Below are 18,038 nucleotides of genomic sequence, written 5' to 3'. Positions count from 1 at the left end.
TCAACCTGCCTTCATCGCAACACCAGAGGCGGCATCGAAGACACGTACCGACGACGCGTCGGGGGTGACAACTGCGGTTTGCCCGATCGACAACCCCACATCATTGTCGAAGACCGCTTTGACGGCGCCCTCGCCCTGGCCGAGATGGACGATGGTGCGCGCACCAATGCGCTCGACGAAGGTGACAGGCATGGCAAGCCCGCGCCCGTCCTGCGCCAGCGCCACCTGCTCCGGCCGGAAGCCGTAGAGCACGTCGCCGCGTGCACCGCGCAAGGTCGCCGCCAGTCCATCCGGCAGCGGCGGTGTGATGCCCAGCGGCCCGAGATCGACGACCAGCCCGCGATCACTCTCCGCCGGCTTGCCCTTGAGCAGGTTCATGCCTGGCGCACCGATGAAGCGGGCGACGAAGACGTTGACCGGATTGTTGTAGACCTCGAGCGGCGTGCCGACCTGCTGCAGCACGCCGTGGTCCATGACGGCGATGCGGTCGGCCATGGTCATGGCTTCGAGCTGATCATGCGTGACATAGACCATGGTCTGCTTGAACTGGCGCTGCAACTGCTTGAGCTCGGTTCGCATGACCGCCCGGAAGGCGGCGTCGACATTGGACAGCGGCTCGTCGAGCAGGAAGATCGCCGGTTCCATGATCGCCGAGCGGCCGATCGCCACGCGCTGCAGGATGTTGACCGAAAGCCGGTCGGCCTTGYGGTCGAGCAGCGGTGTCAGTTGCAGCAGCTCGGCGATGGCGCCGACGCGGCGATCGATCTCGGCCTTCGCCGCACCGCGCATCCTCGGCCCGTAGGCGAGGTTCTGTCGCACCGTCATATGGGTGAAGATGGCGTAGTTCTGGAAGACGAAGCCGACGCCGCGCCGGCCCATCGGCACGCCGGCCATGTCGCGTTCGCCAAACAGGATCTTGCCGCYGGTCGGCTCYTCCATGCCGGCGATCATGTTCATCGTCGTCGACTTGCCGCAGYCGGAWGGSCCGAGCAGCGCCATGAACTCGCCATCSGCKATRKCSARRTCCATSGTCTTCAGCGCGGTGAAGTCGCCGAACKTCTTGGTGAGGTTGCGCAGCTGGATCGTGCTCATGCCGCCACCTGCCTTGTCCGCGCCATGCGTTTCATGGCGAACACCGCAACGATCGAGAGCACGACCAGGATGGCGAGCGCGATCGCCGCGACATAGCCCCAGATCAAATCCTGCGTGGTGACCTTGTAAATGTAGACGGAGATCGTTTCCGTGGCGACGCCGGGGCCGCCGCCGGTCATGATGTAGAGCGTGTCGAAGATCTTGAAGTTCTCGATCACCCTTATCGCCAGCGCGATGATGATGATGGTCTTCATCTTCGGCAGCACGATGGTGGTAAAGCGCTGCCACGGATTGGCTCCGAGCAAGGTCGCCGCCTTGATCTGGTCCTCCGGCACGCCGACCAGGCCGGCGAGCAGGATGAGGAACATCAGCGGCGTCCACTGCCAGATATCGGCGATCATCACCGCGATCAGCGCCAGCGTCGGGTCCGACAGCCAGGCGATGGTGACTTGCGTGCCCGATAGGGCGGACAGGATGTCGTTCACCGGCCCGCCCGACTGGAACAGCATGAAGAACATGTAGCCGGCCACCGCCGGCACCACCATCATCGGCATCAGCAGGATCGAATAGAAGATGCGCTTGCCTGGAAAATCGTCGGCGAACAGCGTTGCCAGTGCGAGGCCGAGCAGGAACTCCGCCGGCACGCAGACGATCATGACGATGGCCGTGCGCTTCAGCGCGCTCCAGAAGCGGGCATCGGCGGCAAGGTCCGTATAGTTGGCAAAGCTGTTCCACATCTCCCAGGCATTCCACCAGCCAAGGCCCGAGAGCGGCGACCAGTCGGTGACGCTGATGTAGAGCTGCATCAGCAGCGGGAAGACCGAGATGAACAGCACCAGGATCTGCGCCGGCAGCGTCAGCCGGAAGCCGAGCCGCGCGCCCTCGTCACGCATGGCCGGCTTCGCACGCGCAGCACCCATTTCGTCCTCCGAAACAGTCACGGTCACCGCGCTCATTGCTTGAGCGCCCCGAAGGTGAGACCACGCACCAGATGGCGCTGGATGGCGATGCCCATGATCACCGGCGGCACGGCGGCGATGAGGCCAAGCGCCGCCTTGGCGCCATAGAGCTGGCCGGTCATCGAGGATGACAGCGAGGCCATGTAGACGGGGATGGTCACCCATTCACGCGTCGTCAAAAGCAGCGCGATCAGATAGTCCGACCAGTTGAGGATGAAGACGAAGAGTGCGGCACTGGCAAGCGGCGCACGCATCATCGGCAGCGTGATGCGGGTGAAGACGCGCAGCCGCGAACAGCCCTCGACAAGTGCTGCCTCCTCGATCTCGCGCGGCATGTCGTCGAAAAAAGTCTTCATCAGCCAGAAGGCGAACGGCAGAGTGACGATGCCATAGATCAGCGCCAGGCCCCACCAGCTGTCGGTGAAGTTCAGGAAGGCCCACATGATCATGACAGGGATCATCACCGCCATCGGCGGAAACAGCCTGAGCTGGATCAGCGCCAGCGGCAGGTTTTGGCCCGAGCCGAAGCGCGACAGCCCATAGGCCGCCGCCGTGCCCGCCGACATGGCAATCGCGGTGCCGAACACCGCTGACAGCAGCGACGACATGATCGGCTTCAGCGCCGTGCGGTCGAGCGCCACGATCAGGCTGTTGGTGGACTCGCCGAAGACGAAGCGGAAATTGCTGAGTGTCGGGTTCTTTGGCCACCATGTCAGGTCGGCGCCGGTCGCCGACCATTCGGCGATCGGCTTGAAGGCCATCGACACCATCCACAGGATCGGSAYCARCGTCACCGCCATCGCCGCGASGATCGCGGCRTARCGGAATATCTCGAARGGAAYGGAACGCTTCATCTGGCTGCTTTTGCTGGTGGCGTTGAGTGCGGAGGGGAAGAGCTACGCCCCTCCCCTCCGGCTCTGATCCAGGGAGACGGATCAGCTGATCGGATCGAGAACGGTCGGCCAGGCCTCCTTGTTGGTTCTGATGGCTTCGAGCAATTTGTCTTCGCCAATGCGCCGGGCGATCTTCTTCCACTCGGTCTCGGTGTCTGCCATCGCCTGCTCCGATGTCTTGGCCTTGGTCAGCGAGGCCATGAGGTTTTCGTCGAGCGCATTGTGGAAGGCGGTGGCGCCGGGATAGTTGATGGTCGGCACCGTGCGGGCGACCGTCTCGCGCACCACGTCCATGTGGTAGGCGTGGTAGGTCTGGCGCACCAGCGGATCGGAGAAGTCCGAAAGCCGGAACGGATCGAGATAGCCGCCGGGATTGGCGCTCATCCAGGCGTAGATGCGGGCCGAGCCCAGCCATTGCAGCAGGAGATAGGCGACCTCCTGGTTCTTCGACTGCGACGAGACCATGCCGGTCAGCGAGAACCACAGCACCGAGCGGCTGATCAGCTTGCCGTCGATCTCGCGGCCGGGCGGCAGCATCGAGCCGATCTTGCCGGTGACGGCCGAATCCTTGTTGCCGGCATTGTCGAGGAATTTCGGCAGGTTGGAGAAGGCGCAGGTCATCGCCGCACCGCCCTTGGCGAAATTGCCATACTGCTCCGGCCAGCCCCACGAGATCGCATCCGGCGAATGGTGGGCGAGCGAGGCGACATACTCGTTGGTGGCGGCGATGCCGTGCTCGGAATTGATCAGCGGCTTGCCGTCATCGCCGAACAGGAACTGGTTGGGCGATCCCATCGAGACATAGCGCTGGTACCAGTTGGTGTAGCCCCAGCCCTGGTTGCGCAGGTCGGTCGAGCCGAACAGGCCCTTGTCCGGACGCTGGAAGAAGGCGGCGATGTCGCCATGCTGCTTCCAGGTCTTCGGCGGCGCCAGATCGTAGCCGTATTTGTCCTTGAACGCCTTCTGCTCGGCGGCGTCGCCGAACAGGTCGGTGCGGTAGACCCAGGTCTGGAAGTCGCCGTCGAGCGACACGCCATAGTTGGAGCCGCGATATTTGTTGAGCAGCGACACGCCCTTGGCGCCGTCGACATAACCGGTCTTGGGATCGTCCCACTCTGGCTTGTACTGGGCGACGAAGTCGTCGAGCTTGGCGATGCCGCCGGTCTCGGCGAGGTCGCCGAGGCGGTTCCATTCTGTGGAATAGATGTCATAGGCCCCACCCTTGGTGGAGATGTCCTGCATCGTCTTGGTGAATTCCTGGCCGTTCGGCAGGCCGACGATCTCGATCGGAATGCCGGTTTCCTTTTCCCAGAGTTCCTTGATCGACGGCGCGCCGGCCGGGAAAGGCTGTGTGAGCTGGCCGATCGAGCCGTCCGACAGGCCAAGCACGATCTTGGCCGGCGCCTTGCCGGCGCCCTTCAGCGCCTTGGCCGCCTCGATGGCGCGGCCCTCCGGCGTATCCGCGCCGTATTGATAGCGCTCAGCGCCCTCGAAACCGGTGGGGCCGCCGATCATGCCCGGCGCCAATGCGTCGGCAGCGAAGGCGCGGCCGGGACGAATGAATTGCGGTGCGATACCCGTGGCGGCAACGAACACCGCCGCCTTTCCTCCGGACGCCAGCAACCGGCGTCGCGATATGCGGATCAGATCAGACATTGGAATTCCTCCCTCAGGGCCAATGTTTCCTCCACGAGCCCATGAGGGATATTGACGGCAGGATCGGAAGGCTGTCAACATCATAAATAATCAAAATACCTCACAACATCGCAATGAGGCGAGGAAATGCGTCATACCGGGGTCCATATACCGCTCCAGATGCCTCGATTTGATGGGAAATGTGCCTTCCCGTCCCGGAATAGCCGTGCCGGGCGGCCTGATTTAGCCCGACGGCTTGCGCTTCGGCCAAGGCCGGATACATCATTTCCCATCAGAATCGCCGATGGCGAAGAGTCGTGGCCATCAGGCCGGCTCCCGGCATTGCGTGATCCTGATGCGTTGAGGAGATGAAAGACGGTGCGTTCCACCCTGACTGACATAGCCCGGGAAGCCGGYGTTTCCGCSGCCACCGTCGACCGAGTGCTCAACAACCGCGCCGGCGTGCGGGCACGGACCCGCGAAATCGTGCTCGAAATGGCGCAGCGCCTCGGCTACATCGCCGAAGGCCCGAACGGGGCGCCGCCGCGCGCCTTGCCCGGCGAGGTCATCCGGCTCGACTTTGCGCTGCCGGCCGGCACCAATTCCTTCATCAAGATGCTGCACCGCCACATTGAGGCGCAGGCTTTGGCGCGACCGGATCTCGATGTCCACATCGCCACGATAGAAGGCTTCAATCCCGACCGSCTCGCCCGKCTGCTGCAGGAKTTGCGCGGMCAGACGCAAGGCGTCGGCGTCATCGCGCTCGACCATCCAACGGTGCGCGAGGCGATCCGCTCGCTGTCGGCCAACGACATCAAGGTGGTGACCATAGCCTCCGACATCCTGCATGTGCCGAGGGTCGCCTATATCGGCATCGACAACCGCGCCGCCGGGCGGCTGGCCGGCTATCTGCTCAACCGTTTCATGGGGTCGGAACGCCCCGGCAAGGTGGCGCTGTTCGCCGGTTCGCTGTCCTATCGCGGACACGAGGAACGCGAGATGGGGTTCCGGCATATATTGACCGAGGAATCGCCAAATCTCGAGATCGTCGAGATGCGCGAAATGCTCGACGACCGCGAAAAAGCCTATTCGGAGGCATCAGCGCTTCTCGACCGGCACCCCGACCTTGCCGCGATCTACAATGTCGGTGCTGGCAACACCGGCATCGCCCGCGCGCTCAAGGAGCGCGGCCGCGCGCAATCGATGGTTTTCCTCGGCCATGAAGTGACGGATGGCACCAAGGACCTGCTGCTCGACGGCACGCTCGACGCGGTCATCGACCAGAACCCGCGCGTCGAGGCCCGCGAGGCGCTCAACACCTTGACCCACGCGGTCCGGGGATTGCCCTACGAGTTACACCAGCCGAGGCTGCAGGTGATCTTCAAGGAAAACATCCCAGAGATTTGAGTGGTCTGAACTGCTAATCAGCGGCACTACCCTTCCGGATAGAGCGCCTTCGCCAGGTCGCGGATCGCATCCGCTGTGCGCGGGCCGAAGCCGATCATGTAGGCGCCGTCGAGCACGACCAGTGCTCTGTTCGCCGCCGCCGGCGTTGCCGCCAGCGCCCGGTTGGAAAACACCTGCTCCGGCGTCGGGCCGCCCTTGCCGTCGCTCATCATCAGGATCACGTCCGGCGCCATCTCGACCAGCTTTTCCTCGGATGCCGGCTTGTAGCCTTGTACGACATCCATGGGATTGAGGCCGCCGGCATAGCGGATGATGGCGTCGGCCGAGGTGCCGGCGCCAGCGGCGCTCAACTTCACCAGGCCATGGAAGAACACGACTTTCTTGCGCCGCTCCGGCGGGATCTTTGCGGCCAGATCGGCTGCGGCCCGGAAGGCAGCGAGCACGTCGCTGGAAACCGCCTTGCCCTTGTCCTCGAGCCCAAGCGAGGCGGCGATCAGCGTGATCTTGCGCTCGATGCCTTGCGGGGTGTTGTCCTGCGGGATGAAGACGATCGGGATCGCCAGCGACTTCAGCACTTCCATCGCCTCCGGCGGCCCGCTGTCTTCGGCCGCCAGGATCAGATCGGGGCGCAGGCCTGCCAGCCCTTCCACCGAAAGCTGGCGGCGATAGCCGACATTGGGTTTTTCGGTCACATCAGGCGGATATTTGCTGCCCCGGTCGACGGCGATGATGCGTTCGCCGGCGCCGAGCGCATGGACGATCTCGGTGACGTCGGAGCCAAGCGTCAGGATTCTGCTTGCCGGCCCCGGCATGACAGTTCGCCCCAGCGCATCGACAACGCTCTCGGCAGCCAGCGCCTTGAAGCCGCAGGACGGCGCCAGCAGCGACAGCGTCAGAAACAGCACCGCCGCGACCCTGCCAGGCTGGAACCATGGCATCCACCTGCCCTCACCCACACTGCCGACCATATCTGGCTTCCTGTCCGAATGCCTTTTCGATGACTGACGTGGCCTATAAATTTAAAGTTGACTTGTGTCATCATGTTTTAATATGTGACCCCTGCCCGACCGCTTGGGTCAAGGGATTCCATCATGCCAGCCAAGGCCGTTCAGCCACCGCCAGCACTGCATTTGGGGCTTGCATGACAACGACAACAAACACGACCTTGATGGCGAGCACCGCGCTCGCCCTCGTGCTCGGCCTGTGGGCCGCGCCTTTCGCCAGTGCGCAGGAACAGGAGCAGGAGAAAAAGGCCGCCAAGGCCGACCGCCTGGCGCCGGCCACTGCCGGGCAGAACCAACCGGCGACCATGCTCGACGTCATCACCATCTCGGCGACGATGATCAAGACCGCCGTCATCGAATCGATGGCCGCCATCAGCGCCATCGACCAGGACGAGCTCGACCGCATCCAACCCGACACCGCCGCCGACATTTTTCGCACCACGCCCGGCGTCGCCGCTTCGATGAATGGCGATGACCCGGCGACCGCCATCAACATTCGCGGCCTGGAACAATATGGCCGCGTCGTCGTCACGCTCGACGGCGCCCGCCAGGATTACTGGCGCGTCGGCCATGGTTCGGGCTCGTTCTATGTCGAGCCGGACTTGATCAAGGAGGCCACCGTCATTCGCGGCCCGGTGTCCAACGCTTACGGTTCGGGCGGTATTGGCGGCGTCGTCTCGTTCGAGACCAAGGATGCCGGCGATTTCCTCAAGCCCGGGGAGAACTGGGCGCTGAGCGAGAAGCTCGGCTATGAAAGCAATGGCGACGGCTTCACCACCAGCACCACCGGCGCCTACCGCTTCAGCGACGACGCCGACATCATCGGCAACCTCATCTACCGCGACCGCGACAGCTACACTGACGGCAATGGCGAGACCGTGCCGTGGACCGGCGAGCGGGTAACCAGCGGTTACCTGAAGACGACGCTACGGCCGGCCGATGGCCATGAGCTGAAGCTCGGCGCCATCCTGCAGCGCTACAACGACCAGATCACCGGATCGAGCGGCTCGACCTCGCCGACGCTGAGCCGCTACGACACCAACACCACCAACCAGACCTACACTGCCGCCTACAGCTGGAAGCCCGACGACAACGACCTGATCGACCTCAGCGCCAATGCCTATCACAACCGCACGCGCGCCGAGCAGACGCAGGTGTGGCCGACCTCCGCGATCGGCAATTTCCGCTTCTACGATGTCGCCACATCAGGCTTCAACGTGAAGAATTCCTCGCGCTTCGACGCCTGGGGCCTCGCCCACACGCTGACCTATGGGCTCGACTACTACTATCTCGAAGCCTCCTCGGAAGCTGCGCATTTCGGTGCCGGCGAGCAGCAGGGCTATGGCGGCTTCCTGCAATGGCAGGGCGATTATGAGAACTGGCTGCAGGTCATCACGGCCCTGCGCTATGACGGCTACCAGCTTGACGGCGAAACCCGGACCACGCCGCCACAGCCAGCCTCGATCTCCGGTGACCGCTGGTCGCCGCGCCTGACTGTCGGCGTCACCCCGTTCGAAGGTTTTCAGCTCTACGGCACCTATTCCGAAGGCTACCGGGCGCCCGGCCTGCAGGATGTCTTCCGCGGCGGCGGCGCGCATGGCGGCGGCGACAGCTACCGGCCCAACCTTCTGCTGCAGCCGGAAACCGCCAAGAACTGGGAGGCCGGCATTAACGTCAAGTACGACGACGTGCTGACCGCGGGCGACCGGCTGCGCGCCAAGCTCAACCTCTTCCACACCGATGTCGAGGATTACATCGATGTCGACCTCACCGTGCTGCCGCGCACGGCGATCAACATCGGCGACGCGCGCCTCAGGGGTGTCGAGGCCGAAATGGTCTACGATTATGGCTGGGGTTTCGTGAACCTCGCCGGCGCGCTGATCGACGCCAAGGTGGTCAGCGGCGTCTATTCCGGCCAGGCCTTGAACAACACGCCGCTCGACCGCTTCTCGGCGACGATCGGCTTCCGCATGCTGGAGGACCAGCTCACCATCGGCGCTCAGTATCTCAGCATCGGCGAGATCACCCGCACCAGCCGCACCAATCCGAATGCCACCCCGGTGGTCGATGACGCTTTCGAGTTGGTGAATGTCTTCGCCAACTGGCGCGTCAACGACAACCTGAAGCTCGATTTCGGCGTCGATAACGTCTTCAACACCGCCTACACCGACCCGCAAAGCGCATGGTCGACGACGGCGGCAACGGAACAGGGCAAGGGCCGCACCTTCAAGGTTGCCCTCACCGGCAGGATCGGAGGATAACATGAGCCAAGCATCGGTGCGCGAACTGGCCTGCGAGGCGCGGCTCAACCTGAGGCGTCTACCCGACTACATGGACAGCATCACCGACAGGCTGCGGAGCTTCGAGGCCGATGCTTCGCATCACGGCCAGCGCATCGATTTCCGCTTTGCCTTCGGCGGCGCCTCCATCGACACGGAGCAGTTGGTGATGCGGGCCAACGCCGTCGACCGCGACGGGCTCGCCCGCATCAAGGATCTGCTCGCCACGGCAGTCCAGGTCTATGCCAGGGAGGAAAACCCAGAGATCGTCTGGACCGGCGATCTCTCCGATGAAACCAGCCTCGCCCAGTTCCGCGAGATGGTGGTGACGGAGGTTCGCGACCTCACTCCGCACATGCGCCGCATCCGTCTCGCCGGCGAGAATCTCTCGCGCTTCGCCAAGTTCGGCGGCATGCATATCCGCATGCTGTTTCCGACCCGAGATGTGCCCGATCCGCTGTGGCCGGTGCTGGGCGGCAACGGCCTGCCGGCCTGGCCCGCCGACGACCGGCGCCCGGTGGCGCGTGTCTACACCATCCGCGCGCTTGACGTGGCCAGGGGCATCATCGATGTCGATTTTCTCGTCCATCCCGGTGACAGTGTCGGCTCCGCCTGGGCCATGCAGGCGGCACCAGGCATGAAGGTCGGCATCATGGGGCCGGTCGGGCGCCCGGTACGGCAGGCCGAGTGGTATGTCATGGGATCAGATGAAACCGGTCTCCCCGCACTGGCGCGGCTGCTGGAAACCTTGCCGGCGCAAACCAGGGGTGTCGCCTTTGTCGAAATCGCCGATGAGCGCGAGAAGCAGAAAGTCGACAACGCCACCGGCATCGAATTGCACTGGCTGACGCGGGACGGCGTGCCGGCGGGCGAGGACAGGCTGCTGGCCGCGGCGGTGCGCTCGGTGGCATGGCCGCAGGACGGTTCGGCCTTCGGCTGGTTCGCCGCGGAAGCCTACGCCGCCAGGATCGTGCGCGAATATTGGCGCGACACGCTGGGGCTCGGCCGCGATCAAACGCTGGCGGCTGCCTATTGGCGGCGGGGTGCCGCGGGGCTGATGGCTGGATGAACTCTAACGATCGCCGAGCCATCCGCACCAACGCCAATTGCGATCCCATCGCCGGGAACAATCCCCGCAATGTCGCAGACCACCAGCGGCATATGTATGGCGTAGAGAAACTCGGCGACGATCGCCCCCACCGCCAGGATCGGGTCCGGCCGCAGCAAAAGAACGCCGGCCGGCGCCGTCCCCCGGCGGATCGCTTCGGCCAGCACCGAGGACGAGGAGGACGAGCCGCGTCCGCTCGGCATGACCAGGATCTTGCCGGCGACGTTCTGGCCGAGGGCCGGATGCGAATGATCGATGATTTCACCGGTCTCGGCGTCGATGCCGCCCCAGAAGCTGAGCGGCTGCGTCAACACCAGAGCCAGGCCATCGGCCTCACCGGCGAGTTGGAAAGTGCCCAGCCGTTCGACTGCCATTGCAACCGGTTGCGTCATGAGGCGCTCCGCACGACATGCCCGACCGCCGCGGAGCGGATGCAATCCTTCATGTCGGCGAAGGCGACGGTCACGCCGATATTGCCCGGCGCGTAATGCGCCCACTTGCCGGAATTGGTCATCACCACGCCGTCGAGCCGCTCGAGGATGGAGGTGACATAGGTGCAGGTGTCGGCGACGGGGATCAGGCCGAACGCTTCCATCCCGGCCAGCGCGCCCTCCTCCTGCAGCCGCGTCAGCGTCGCGCGACCCGTGTTGACGTAGATCGGGATGCCCCGGCCAGGGGCTGCCTCGCGCAGCAGCGGCAACAGGCGCATCCATTCCTCATGCGAGAAATGCGGCGTGCCGAGCGAAACCGCCGAAAGCAGCGCGCCGTCAGGCACCATCGACAGCCTTGCAAGCGCATGATCGAGATCGGCACGGGTGATGCGGATTGTCTCTTCCGGCACATGGCCGTGGAACGCTTCGTCGAGCGTCCTGGCCTCCGGCGTGATGCCGACCGCATGGAACAGCGCCACCGCGCCCGTCGTCGCCGCCGCCGCGCCCAGCGCCTTCAATTGGTCCTCATCGCGCGGCTGCGGCAGGCCTACAATGACCGGAACGCGGTCGCCACTCAATTGCCCGATGATCAGCCCGACACCGACGAACAGGCTGTCGCTTGGTTCGGCCTCGGCGATGTCCAGTTCGAACAGGATGCGGCCACGCCGGTTTTCGCTGAGATGCAGGCCCCAGGCCGGCGCGCGTCCGGTCATGGCGCAGCACAAATCGATGAAATCGCCATAGCGATTGGTGCGCGCGCCGATCACCGAATTGGCAAAGACGATGGCGTTGGATTCGCCCCATGCGATCTGCTGCCCGAAACTGGGCCGAAACCGCGTCTGATACGGCGCGCAAGTGAAGGTCGCCTGGCAGCCAAGCTCCATATGCGCCTTCATCAACCGCCGCGCCGGCACCTCTTCCGCCACCGGCATTTTCACCATGCCGGGATGGATGAGATCGAAGGAGCCGACATTCAGCGTCGTCGGCACCTGCACACGGCCGCTGCCCTCGACCAGCCGCTCGACGAAATCGAGCCCGGCCTTGCCGTGATAGAGGCATCCGTCGATATGGGCGCCTGATATGTCGAGCAGACTGCCTGCGCCGATGGCGTTGGAAAAGGCAACGAGGATCTTCATCGCGGCGGCCGCGGATGGGCCTTGCCCGCCGTCGAGCATGGATTGGTCCTGTGCGGTCAGCTCAAGCGTCATCGGTGTGTTCCAGGCCTTACTCGACCTGATGGCGGGACAGCGCCCCAGCTGTCAATGCCATCAATCAACCCGCCGCGATCAACACCGTACTTTCCGGCGACCAGCGCAGCACCACATCCTGCCCTTCGGCCAGCCTGTCGGCACCGGTGTTCTGCACGATGACCTTCAGCGTCTGGCCGGCACGCTCGACAAAATAGGTGCTGTTGTTGCCGGCGAAGATGCGCTTGGAAACCTGGCCCTTGAGCATGTTGGCATTGGCGGCATCCGAAGCCCCTGCGTCGATGCCAATCCGGATGCGCTCGGGCCGTACGGCGCAGCTCGCCTTGGCACCGGCGGCAAGCGTCGGGCCGGCGCCGGCCGCGATTGCTGTGCCATCCGGCAGCCTGATGCCGTTGCCSGTSGAGTCGCCGCGAAARATGTTGGCGTCGCCGAGGAARGTCGCGGCRAACTCGCTTTTCGGCCGGTCGTAGATTTCCTCCGGCGGCCCTTCCTGCACCACCTTGCCATCGCGCAAGATGCCAATGCGGTCACTCATCGTCAGCGCTTCTTCCTGGTCGTGGGTGACGAAGATGGTGGTGATGCCGATCTCGCGCTGGATGCGCTTGAGCTCGATCTGCATGTCGACGCGCAGCGCTTTGTCGAGCGCGCCGAGCGGTTCGTCGAGCAACAGCACGCGCGGCTTGGTGACGATGGCGCGGGCGAGTGCGACGCGCTGGCGTTGGCCGCCCGACAGCTGGTGCGGACGGCGGACGCCGAGCTTGCCCAATTGCACGAGGTCCAGCGCGCGCTGCACTTCGGTGGCGATCACCGCCTTGGCTTCGCCGCGCACCGACAGGCCGAAGGCGACATTGTCGGCGACGCTCATATTGGGGAACAGCGCATAGTTCTGGAACACCATGCCGATGCGCCGCTTTTCGACTGGCACGCGTTCCACACTTTCACCGCCGATGGCGATGCGGCCGGAATCGGGAAAATCGAAGCCGGCGATCTGCCTGAGCAGCGTGGTCTTGCCGCTTCCCGACGGTCCGAGCAGCGCGTAGAAGCCACCATCGGCGAAGTCGATGGAGACGTCATCCAGCGCCTTGTGCGCGCCAAAACTGCGCGAGACGTTCGATACCTGCACGCCGGCCATTATTTCTCTCCACCGAATTTGAAGAACCGTGCCGTCAGCAGCATCAGCGCCATCGACACGACGATGATGATCGTCGAGACCGCATTGATCTCGGGCGTGAAACCCTTGCGGATCGCGGCGTAGATTTCGACCGGCAGCGTCGTCTGGCCCGGCGTCGCCAGGAAGTAGGAGACGACGAACTGGTCGAACGACACGGCGAACGCAAACAGCCCGCCGGCGATGACGCCGGGCATGATCCAGGGCAGCGTGACCCGCATTGTGACCTGCCATTGGTTGGCGCCGAGCGAGCGCGCCGCCTCTTCCAGCTCGGGCGCGAAGGTCTGCAGCCGGGCCGAGACGACGACGATGACATAGGGCAGCGCCAGCGCGACATGGCCAAGCAGGATGGCGAACAGGCCGCGCCCGATGCCGACACCGAAGAAGAAGATCAGCATCGCCGTACCGGTGATCAGCCACGGAATGGCGATCGGCGGAAACAGCAGCGCCTGCAGCACTTTCTTGCCAGGGAATTCATAGCGGTAGAGCGCCAGCGACGCCGCCGAGCCGAGCACCACGCTGATGATGGTGGTGATGATTGCGATCTCCAGGCTGTTCCAGGTGGCCGCGATCAGTTGGTCGTTCTGCCACAGCGAGGCGTACCATTCCGTCGTCCACTCGAACGGCAGCTGGTAAAAGGGCGAGACGTTGAAAGACATCAGCGCCATGATGATGATCGGCAGATAGAGGAAGGCGAGCAGCAGAAAGATATAGAACCGGCCAAGTCCTTCGAGGATGCGGGTCGTCATCATCACGCAGCCCTCCGCAGCACCGGCGAGGCAATCGCCAGGATGACCAGCACCACGGCCAGCAGGATGAAGGAGAGCGCGGCACCCAGCGGCCAGTTGAACACGGCGACGAACTGGTCCTCGATGACAGTGCCGTAGAAGGTGCCGGTGCGGCCGCCGAGAATGCGCGGCTCCATGAACGAGCCGACGACTGGCACGAAGATGAGTGCCGCCCCCGCGACCAGGCCGGGCATCGACAGCGGGATGATCACCCGCTTCAGCACCTGCAGCCGCGACGCGCCGAGCGAGCGCCCGGCCTCGATCAGCGAGTCGTCGATCGCTTGCAAAGTGAGATAACAGGTCAGCACCATGTAGGGCACGTAAGAGTGCACCAGCCCGATGATGACGGCGGGATAGGAATACATGAGATCGATGTTGATCTTGAACGGCAGCACCGCATTGAGCGCCGTATCGAGAATGCCGCCCTCGCGCAGCACCATTGCCCAGGAGAAGATGCGCACCAGCCCGTTCGACCAGAAGGGCAGGATGACGAGGAGAAAAATCGCCTCGCGGCTGCGGCCCTTCAGCACCTTGGCCAGTACGTAAGCGGCAGGATAGCCGATGACGATGCACCATAAAGTCACTTCGAGGCCGAGCCGCAGCGAAGCGAGCAGCAGTGTCGGATAGAGGCTCTGCGAGAAGAAGGCGGCGTAGTTGCCGAGCGTGAACGCCCAAGGCTTTCCCGATAGCGGCAGCTCCGTCATGAAGGAGAAAAAGACCATCGCCGAAAGCGGCAGGAAGATCGCCACCGTCAGCCAGAGATAGGCCGGTGCCAGCAGCGGCAGCGCCGATCTCAACCCGCTGCGCGATGCGGTCGCGCTCTGTGCTGCCATGCCACYCTCCTCCCCAGGATTGAAGGACCAACCGGCGCGAACCGCCGGCTGGTCCGGACGCGAACTTTACTTCACGTCGACCTTGAGCTGCTGCCAGAGCGCCAGATAGGCCTCGCGCTGGGCGTCGGTGATCGGCGCCTGGAACTGGATGCGCTTGGCGACCTCAGGATCRCCCATCACCTTGCGGTTGAAGGCATCCTGCGGCAGCGCGTCCACCGCCTTGGTGTTGGCGGAAACCGGGGCGCCGACCTTGGTGACCCATTCGACATAGAATTTCGGGTCGATCATCCAGTTGATGAAGGCCTGCGCGCCTTCGACATTCTTCGAACCCGCCGGGATCGAGAACGCGTCGAGCCAAGCGACGGCGCCTTCTTGCGGAATGACCAGCGAAACCGGCAGCTTGAAGTGGGTCTTGGCGCGGTCGGCCGAGCCGCTCCAGTAGGTGCCGATGTCGATCTGGTTGGAGGCGACCATCTGGTTCCAGTCGTTCTCCGAGCTCCAGAAAGTCTTGATCTGCGGCATCAGCGAAGTCAGCTTCGTCTTGACCGCATCCATATCCTTGATGTCGTTGATGTTCTGGCCGGTGGCGATGGCGCCGAACTGCACCGCCTCGACGGCGTCGTCGCGGATGACGACGCGGCCCTTGTGCGCGGGATCCCACATTTCGGCGATCGACGTCGGCGGCTTGTCGAAGGATTTTTCATTGATGGCAAGCGCCGTCAGGCCCCATACCCACGGCACGCCATAGACCTTGCCGTCATGGTCGAGCATCGGCGAGCCGGCCTTGTCCTTGCTGATGTCGGCATAGTTCGGCAGTTTCGAGGTATCGATCGGCTGGATCAGCTTTTCCGCCATCGCCTGGTCGTTGAAGGCGGCGTTGATCATGACGACGTCGTACAGGCCGGGATTGGTCCGGATCTTGGTCAGCATTTCCTGTTCGGAATTGAAGAAGTCGTTGACGACCTTGTTGCCGGTCGCTTTCTCGAAGGCCTCGACGGCCCATGGCTCGTCGGCGCCGTAGCCTTTCCAGTTGAGCACATGCACTTCAGCGGCACTGGCGGCCAGCGTGAGCGCGGTGGTGAAGACGGCGGTGGCCGTCAGCAGAGCAGTCAGTCTTGGCATGCGCATGTTGGTTCCTCTCTTTGTTTGCCCGCTTCCCGGGCTTGTCAGGCTGTCTGATGGGCCTTCTTTGTCTGGCCCGGCGTGCCGGTCGAAGGACCATTGGCCTGGCTCAGGAAAGTCTGGATTTCCGCATCGGTCGGCGCCGATGAACCGCCATGACGGGTCACCGAAATGGCCGCCGCCGCATTGGCGTAGCGCGCCGCCTCGAAGGGTGGCACACCGCGCGCCAGCGCGCTGACGAAAGCGCCGATATGGGTGTCGCCGGCGCCATTGGTGTCGATGGCATCGACCTTGAACCCGGCGATGGTTTGCGCCTTGCCGTCGGCCAGCCTGATATGGCAGCCCTTGGCGGCGGAGCGGATGACGACACCTGCGGCCTGCGGGCAATGGTCGGCAAGCAGCCGCGCCGCGAGGCCCTCGACATCGCCAGGGCCGGCAACCTCGACGGCTTCCGTCATGTTGCAGCTAAGCCATGTGGTGCGGCCAAGCACCCGCGACAGGATCGGGCGTGGAATGTCCGCAATGACCGGCGTCGGGTCGAAGACAAAGGGAATGTTTTCCGGCAGCGCCTCGATCCAGTCGGTGAGCGCGTCGCGGCTGTGGGGATAGCTCAGCGTATAGCCCGAGGTGAACACCCAATCACCAGGCGCCACCGAGACCGGCGCCATCATGTCGAGGCTGAGCACACTTTCAGCACCTGGCCATGACACGAAAGTGCGTTCGGCATCGCTCGAGATCATGGCGACGCAATTGCCGCTGTCCATCACAGGGGACGGCAGGGTCAGCGTTTCGATGCGCTCGGCGGCGAAGGCGGCGCGCAGGAAGTCGCCATTCGGCCCGCTGCCGAGCTGGCCGCCGAACACCACTGTCATACCGGTGCGGGTGGCAGCGACCATCATGTTGAAGCCGCCGCCGGCGACCTGCGCATAGCTCGATGCCGTCTTCTCGGTGCCGGGCGCCGGCAAGGCGTCGATGCGGTAGACATAGTCGACCACCGCGCTGCCGATATGGACGAGGCGCCCGCTCATGCCGCCGCGTCCTTGCCGGAACCGGTTTTCGGCACGCTACCCTTCGACGCCCGTGCCGCCACGAGATCGACCGCCAGCGCCTGGACTTCCGCCATGTCGATGCCCCTGAGGCTGGCGACGCGTTCGCTTGGCAGTCGTGAAAAGCCGGYGCAGGCGCCGGCCATGCCGGCCGCGATGGCGCCRATCGTGTCGGTGTCGCCRCCGAGATTGGCGCTGATCTCAGCCGCTTGCCATGGGTCGCCGCCAGCGACCTCCAGCACGGCGAAGGCCGCCGGAATCGATTCCTGGCTGGCGACGCCGGTGCCGACCAGATCGGTGATCAGCCGGATCGCATCCCTCATCACCTTGCCGCGCACCAGATCCTGCGCCCAGACGATACGCGCGGCTATGTCGCCGCCGGTCACCCAATGGCCAAGCGTCGCCCCTCGCCTCGCTGCCGCGATGGCACTGTCGGACGCGGCGCGCCAGTCACCGCCGGCAACGCCACGGCTGACGGCGGCCGCAACCGCTGCGGCCGACGCTATGGCGATCGAGGTGTTGTGCGTTGCCYGGCAGGTCTCCGCCACCTTGGCGACGAACGTGTCGAGCGGCTCCAGCGGCATCATGATGCCGACCGGCGCGATGCGCATGGCCGCGCCATTGGTGTCGCCGCTGCGTCCCGCCTCCTCGGCCGGCACGCCATTGTTGATGGCGTCGATGGCGCGCTTGGTTGACGGCCCCAGAAGATCGTAGCTGCCGCGCGCCTTCACCTCGCGCTCCCAGTCGAGCAGCGCGTTGACCCAGCGGGCATGGTCGAAACGCTCGCCGGACTCAACCAGGATGCGGCCGAGCAGCAGCGCCTGTTCGGTATCATCGGTGATGGTGCCGGCCGCGAGCCCCTTCGACACCGGATGGCCGGCGAAGGGCGCGATGAAATCCTCGACATGGCCGTAGAGTTCGGCRATGCGGACCGGCGACAAAAGCTGCGTCGGCATGCCGAGCGCGTCTCCGAGTGCTCCACCGACAAGCGCGCCCATGGCGCGATCAAGCGTGTCCGGCATCACTCAGAACCTCATATGCAGCGCGAAATGCGCGGGATTGAGC

Annotated in this window: 16 protein-coding genes; 3 read left to right on the top strand and 13 right to left on the bottom strand. The window is 64.4% G+C overall.

Annotated features, from left to right (window positions below):
- The 4 genes from AC1DX0_RS04515 to AC1DX0_RS04500 all read right to left on the bottom strand — a co-directional run bounded on the left by AC1DX0_RS04515 (window position 1) and on the right by AC1DX0_RS04500 (window position 4,600).
- Complete coding sequence (locus AC1DX0_RS04515; protein ID WP_477354371.1) at window positions 1–1,092, bottom strand: ABC transporter ATP-binding protein; 1,092 nt, start codon at window positions 1,090–1,092, stop codon at window positions 1–3.
- Window positions 1,089–2,048 carry a carbohydrate ABC transporter permease gene (locus AC1DX0_RS04510; RefSeq protein ID WP_477224528.1) on the bottom strand — a complete coding sequence of 320 codons (960 nt, stop codon included), beginning with the start codon at window positions 2,046–2,048 and terminating at the stop codon, window positions 1,089–1,091. The genes AC1DX0_RS04515 and AC1DX0_RS04510 overlap by 4 nt, the downstream gene beginning before the upstream one ends.
- Complete coding sequence (locus tag AC1DX0_RS04505) at window positions 2,045–2,851, bottom strand: carbohydrate ABC transporter permease (RefSeq protein ID WP_477354368.1); 807 nt, start codon at window positions 2,849–2,851, stop codon at window positions 2,045–2,047. Before AC1DX0_RS04505 ends, AC1DX0_RS04510 begins: the two co-directional genes overlap by 4 nt.
- A 135-nt stretch (window positions 2,852–2,986) precedes the next feature.
- Window positions 2,987–4,600: an extracellular solute-binding protein gene (locus tag AC1DX0_RS04500; RefSeq protein ID WP_477224526.1), complete on the bottom strand. Its 1,614-nt coding sequence runs from the start codon at window positions 4,598–4,600 to the stop codon at window positions 2,987–2,989.
- 357 nt (window positions 4,601–4,957) lie between these two features.
- Here AC1DX0_RS04500 and AC1DX0_RS04495 point away from each other — a divergent pair, with 357 nt between their 5' ends.
- On the top strand, window positions 4,958–5,986 hold the full coding sequence (locus tag AC1DX0_RS04495) for a LacI family DNA-binding transcriptional regulator (protein WP_477354365.1): 1,029 nt from the start codon (window positions 4,958–4,960) through the stop codon (window positions 5,984–5,986).
- A 26-nt stretch (window positions 5,987–6,012) separates the two neighbouring features.
- On the opposite strand, the gene AC1DX0_RS04490 is transcribed toward AC1DX0_RS04495, so the two are convergent.
- Window positions 6,013–6,954, bottom strand: coding sequence for a heme/hemin ABC transporter substrate-binding protein (locus AC1DX0_RS04490; protein WP_477224524.1), 942 nt, complete (start codon window positions 6,952–6,954; stop codon window positions 6,013–6,015).
- A gap of 173 nt (window positions 6,955–7,127) precedes the next feature.
- Here AC1DX0_RS04490 and AC1DX0_RS04485 point away from each other — a divergent pair, with 173 nt between their 5' ends.
- Both AC1DX0_RS04485 and AC1DX0_RS04480 read left to right on the top strand, forming a co-directional pair.
- On the top strand, window positions 7,128–9,251 hold the full coding sequence (locus tag AC1DX0_RS04485; RefSeq protein ID WP_477224523.1) for a TonB-dependent hemoglobin/transferrin/lactoferrin family receptor: 2,124 nt from the start codon (window positions 7,128–7,130) through the stop codon (window positions 9,249–9,251).
- Window position 9,252: 1 nt separating this feature from the next.
- Window positions 9,253–10,338, top strand: coding sequence for an SIP domain-containing protein (locus tag AC1DX0_RS04480; RefSeq protein WP_477224522.1), 1,086 nt, complete (start codon window positions 9,253–9,255; stop codon window positions 10,336–10,338).
- Here AC1DX0_RS04480 and AC1DX0_RS04475 read toward each other — a convergent pair.
- The 8 genes from AC1DX0_RS04475 to AC1DX0_RS04440 all read right to left on the bottom strand — a co-directional run bounded on the left by AC1DX0_RS04475 (window position 10,299) and on the right by AC1DX0_RS04440 (window position 17,995).
- On the bottom strand, window positions 10,299–10,769 hold the full coding sequence (locus tag AC1DX0_RS04475; protein WP_477224521.1) for an aconitase X swivel domain-containing protein: 471 nt from the start codon (window positions 10,767–10,769) through the stop codon (window positions 10,299–10,301). The two genes, AC1DX0_RS04480 and AC1DX0_RS04475, sit on opposite strands and share 40 nt — an antisense overlap.
- Window positions 10,766–12,016, bottom strand: a complete 1,251-nt coding sequence (locus AC1DX0_RS04470; protein ID WP_477224520.1) for an aconitase X — start codon at window positions 12,014–12,016, stop codon at window positions 10,766–10,768. The genes AC1DX0_RS04475 and AC1DX0_RS04470 overlap by 4 nt, the downstream gene beginning before the upstream one ends.
- A 64-nt stretch (window positions 12,017–12,080) precedes the next feature.
- On the bottom strand, window positions 12,081–13,148 hold the full coding sequence (locus tag AC1DX0_RS04465) for an ABC transporter ATP-binding protein (protein ID WP_477224519.1): 1,068 nt from the start codon (window positions 13,146–13,148) through the stop codon (window positions 12,081–12,083).
- The gene (locus AC1DX0_RS04460; protein ID WP_477224518.1) at window positions 13,148–13,936 is read right to left on the bottom strand and encodes an ABC transporter permease; all 789 of its coding nucleotides are present in this window, start codon (window positions 13,934–13,936) and stop codon (window positions 13,148–13,150) included. The genes AC1DX0_RS04465 and AC1DX0_RS04460 overlap by 1 nt, the downstream gene beginning before the upstream one ends.
- Window positions 13,936–14,805, bottom strand: coding sequence for an ABC transporter permease (locus AC1DX0_RS04455; protein ID WP_477224517.1), 870 nt, complete (start codon window positions 14,803–14,805; stop codon window positions 13,936–13,938). The genes AC1DX0_RS04460 and AC1DX0_RS04455 overlap by 1 nt, the downstream gene beginning before the upstream one ends.
- 66 nt (window positions 14,806–14,871) lie before the next feature.
- Complete coding sequence (locus tag AC1DX0_RS04450) at window positions 14,872–15,933, bottom strand: ABC transporter substrate-binding protein (protein ID WP_477224516.1); 1,062 nt, start codon at window positions 15,931–15,933, stop codon at window positions 14,872–14,874.
- 38 nt (window positions 15,934–15,971) lie between these two features.
- The gene (locus tag AC1DX0_RS04445; protein ID WP_477224515.1) at window positions 15,972–16,955 is read right to left on the bottom strand and encodes a PfkB family carbohydrate kinase; all 984 of its coding nucleotides are present in this window, start codon (window positions 16,953–16,955) and stop codon (window positions 15,972–15,974) included.
- Entirely contained in the window at window positions 16,952–17,995 is a 1,044-nt protein-coding gene (locus AC1DX0_RS04440; RefSeq protein WP_477354362.1) for an ADP-ribosylglycohydrolase family protein, read from the bottom strand. Before AC1DX0_RS04440 ends, AC1DX0_RS04445 begins: the two co-directional genes overlap by 4 nt.
- Window positions 17,996–18,038 lie beyond the last annotated feature (43 nt).

The sequence above is a fragment of the Mesorhizobium sp. P3_A9 genome (assembly GCF_056402975.1).
Note: the sequence above shows the minus strand (reverse complement) of the source record. Positions and strands in the feature narration are given on the sequence as shown.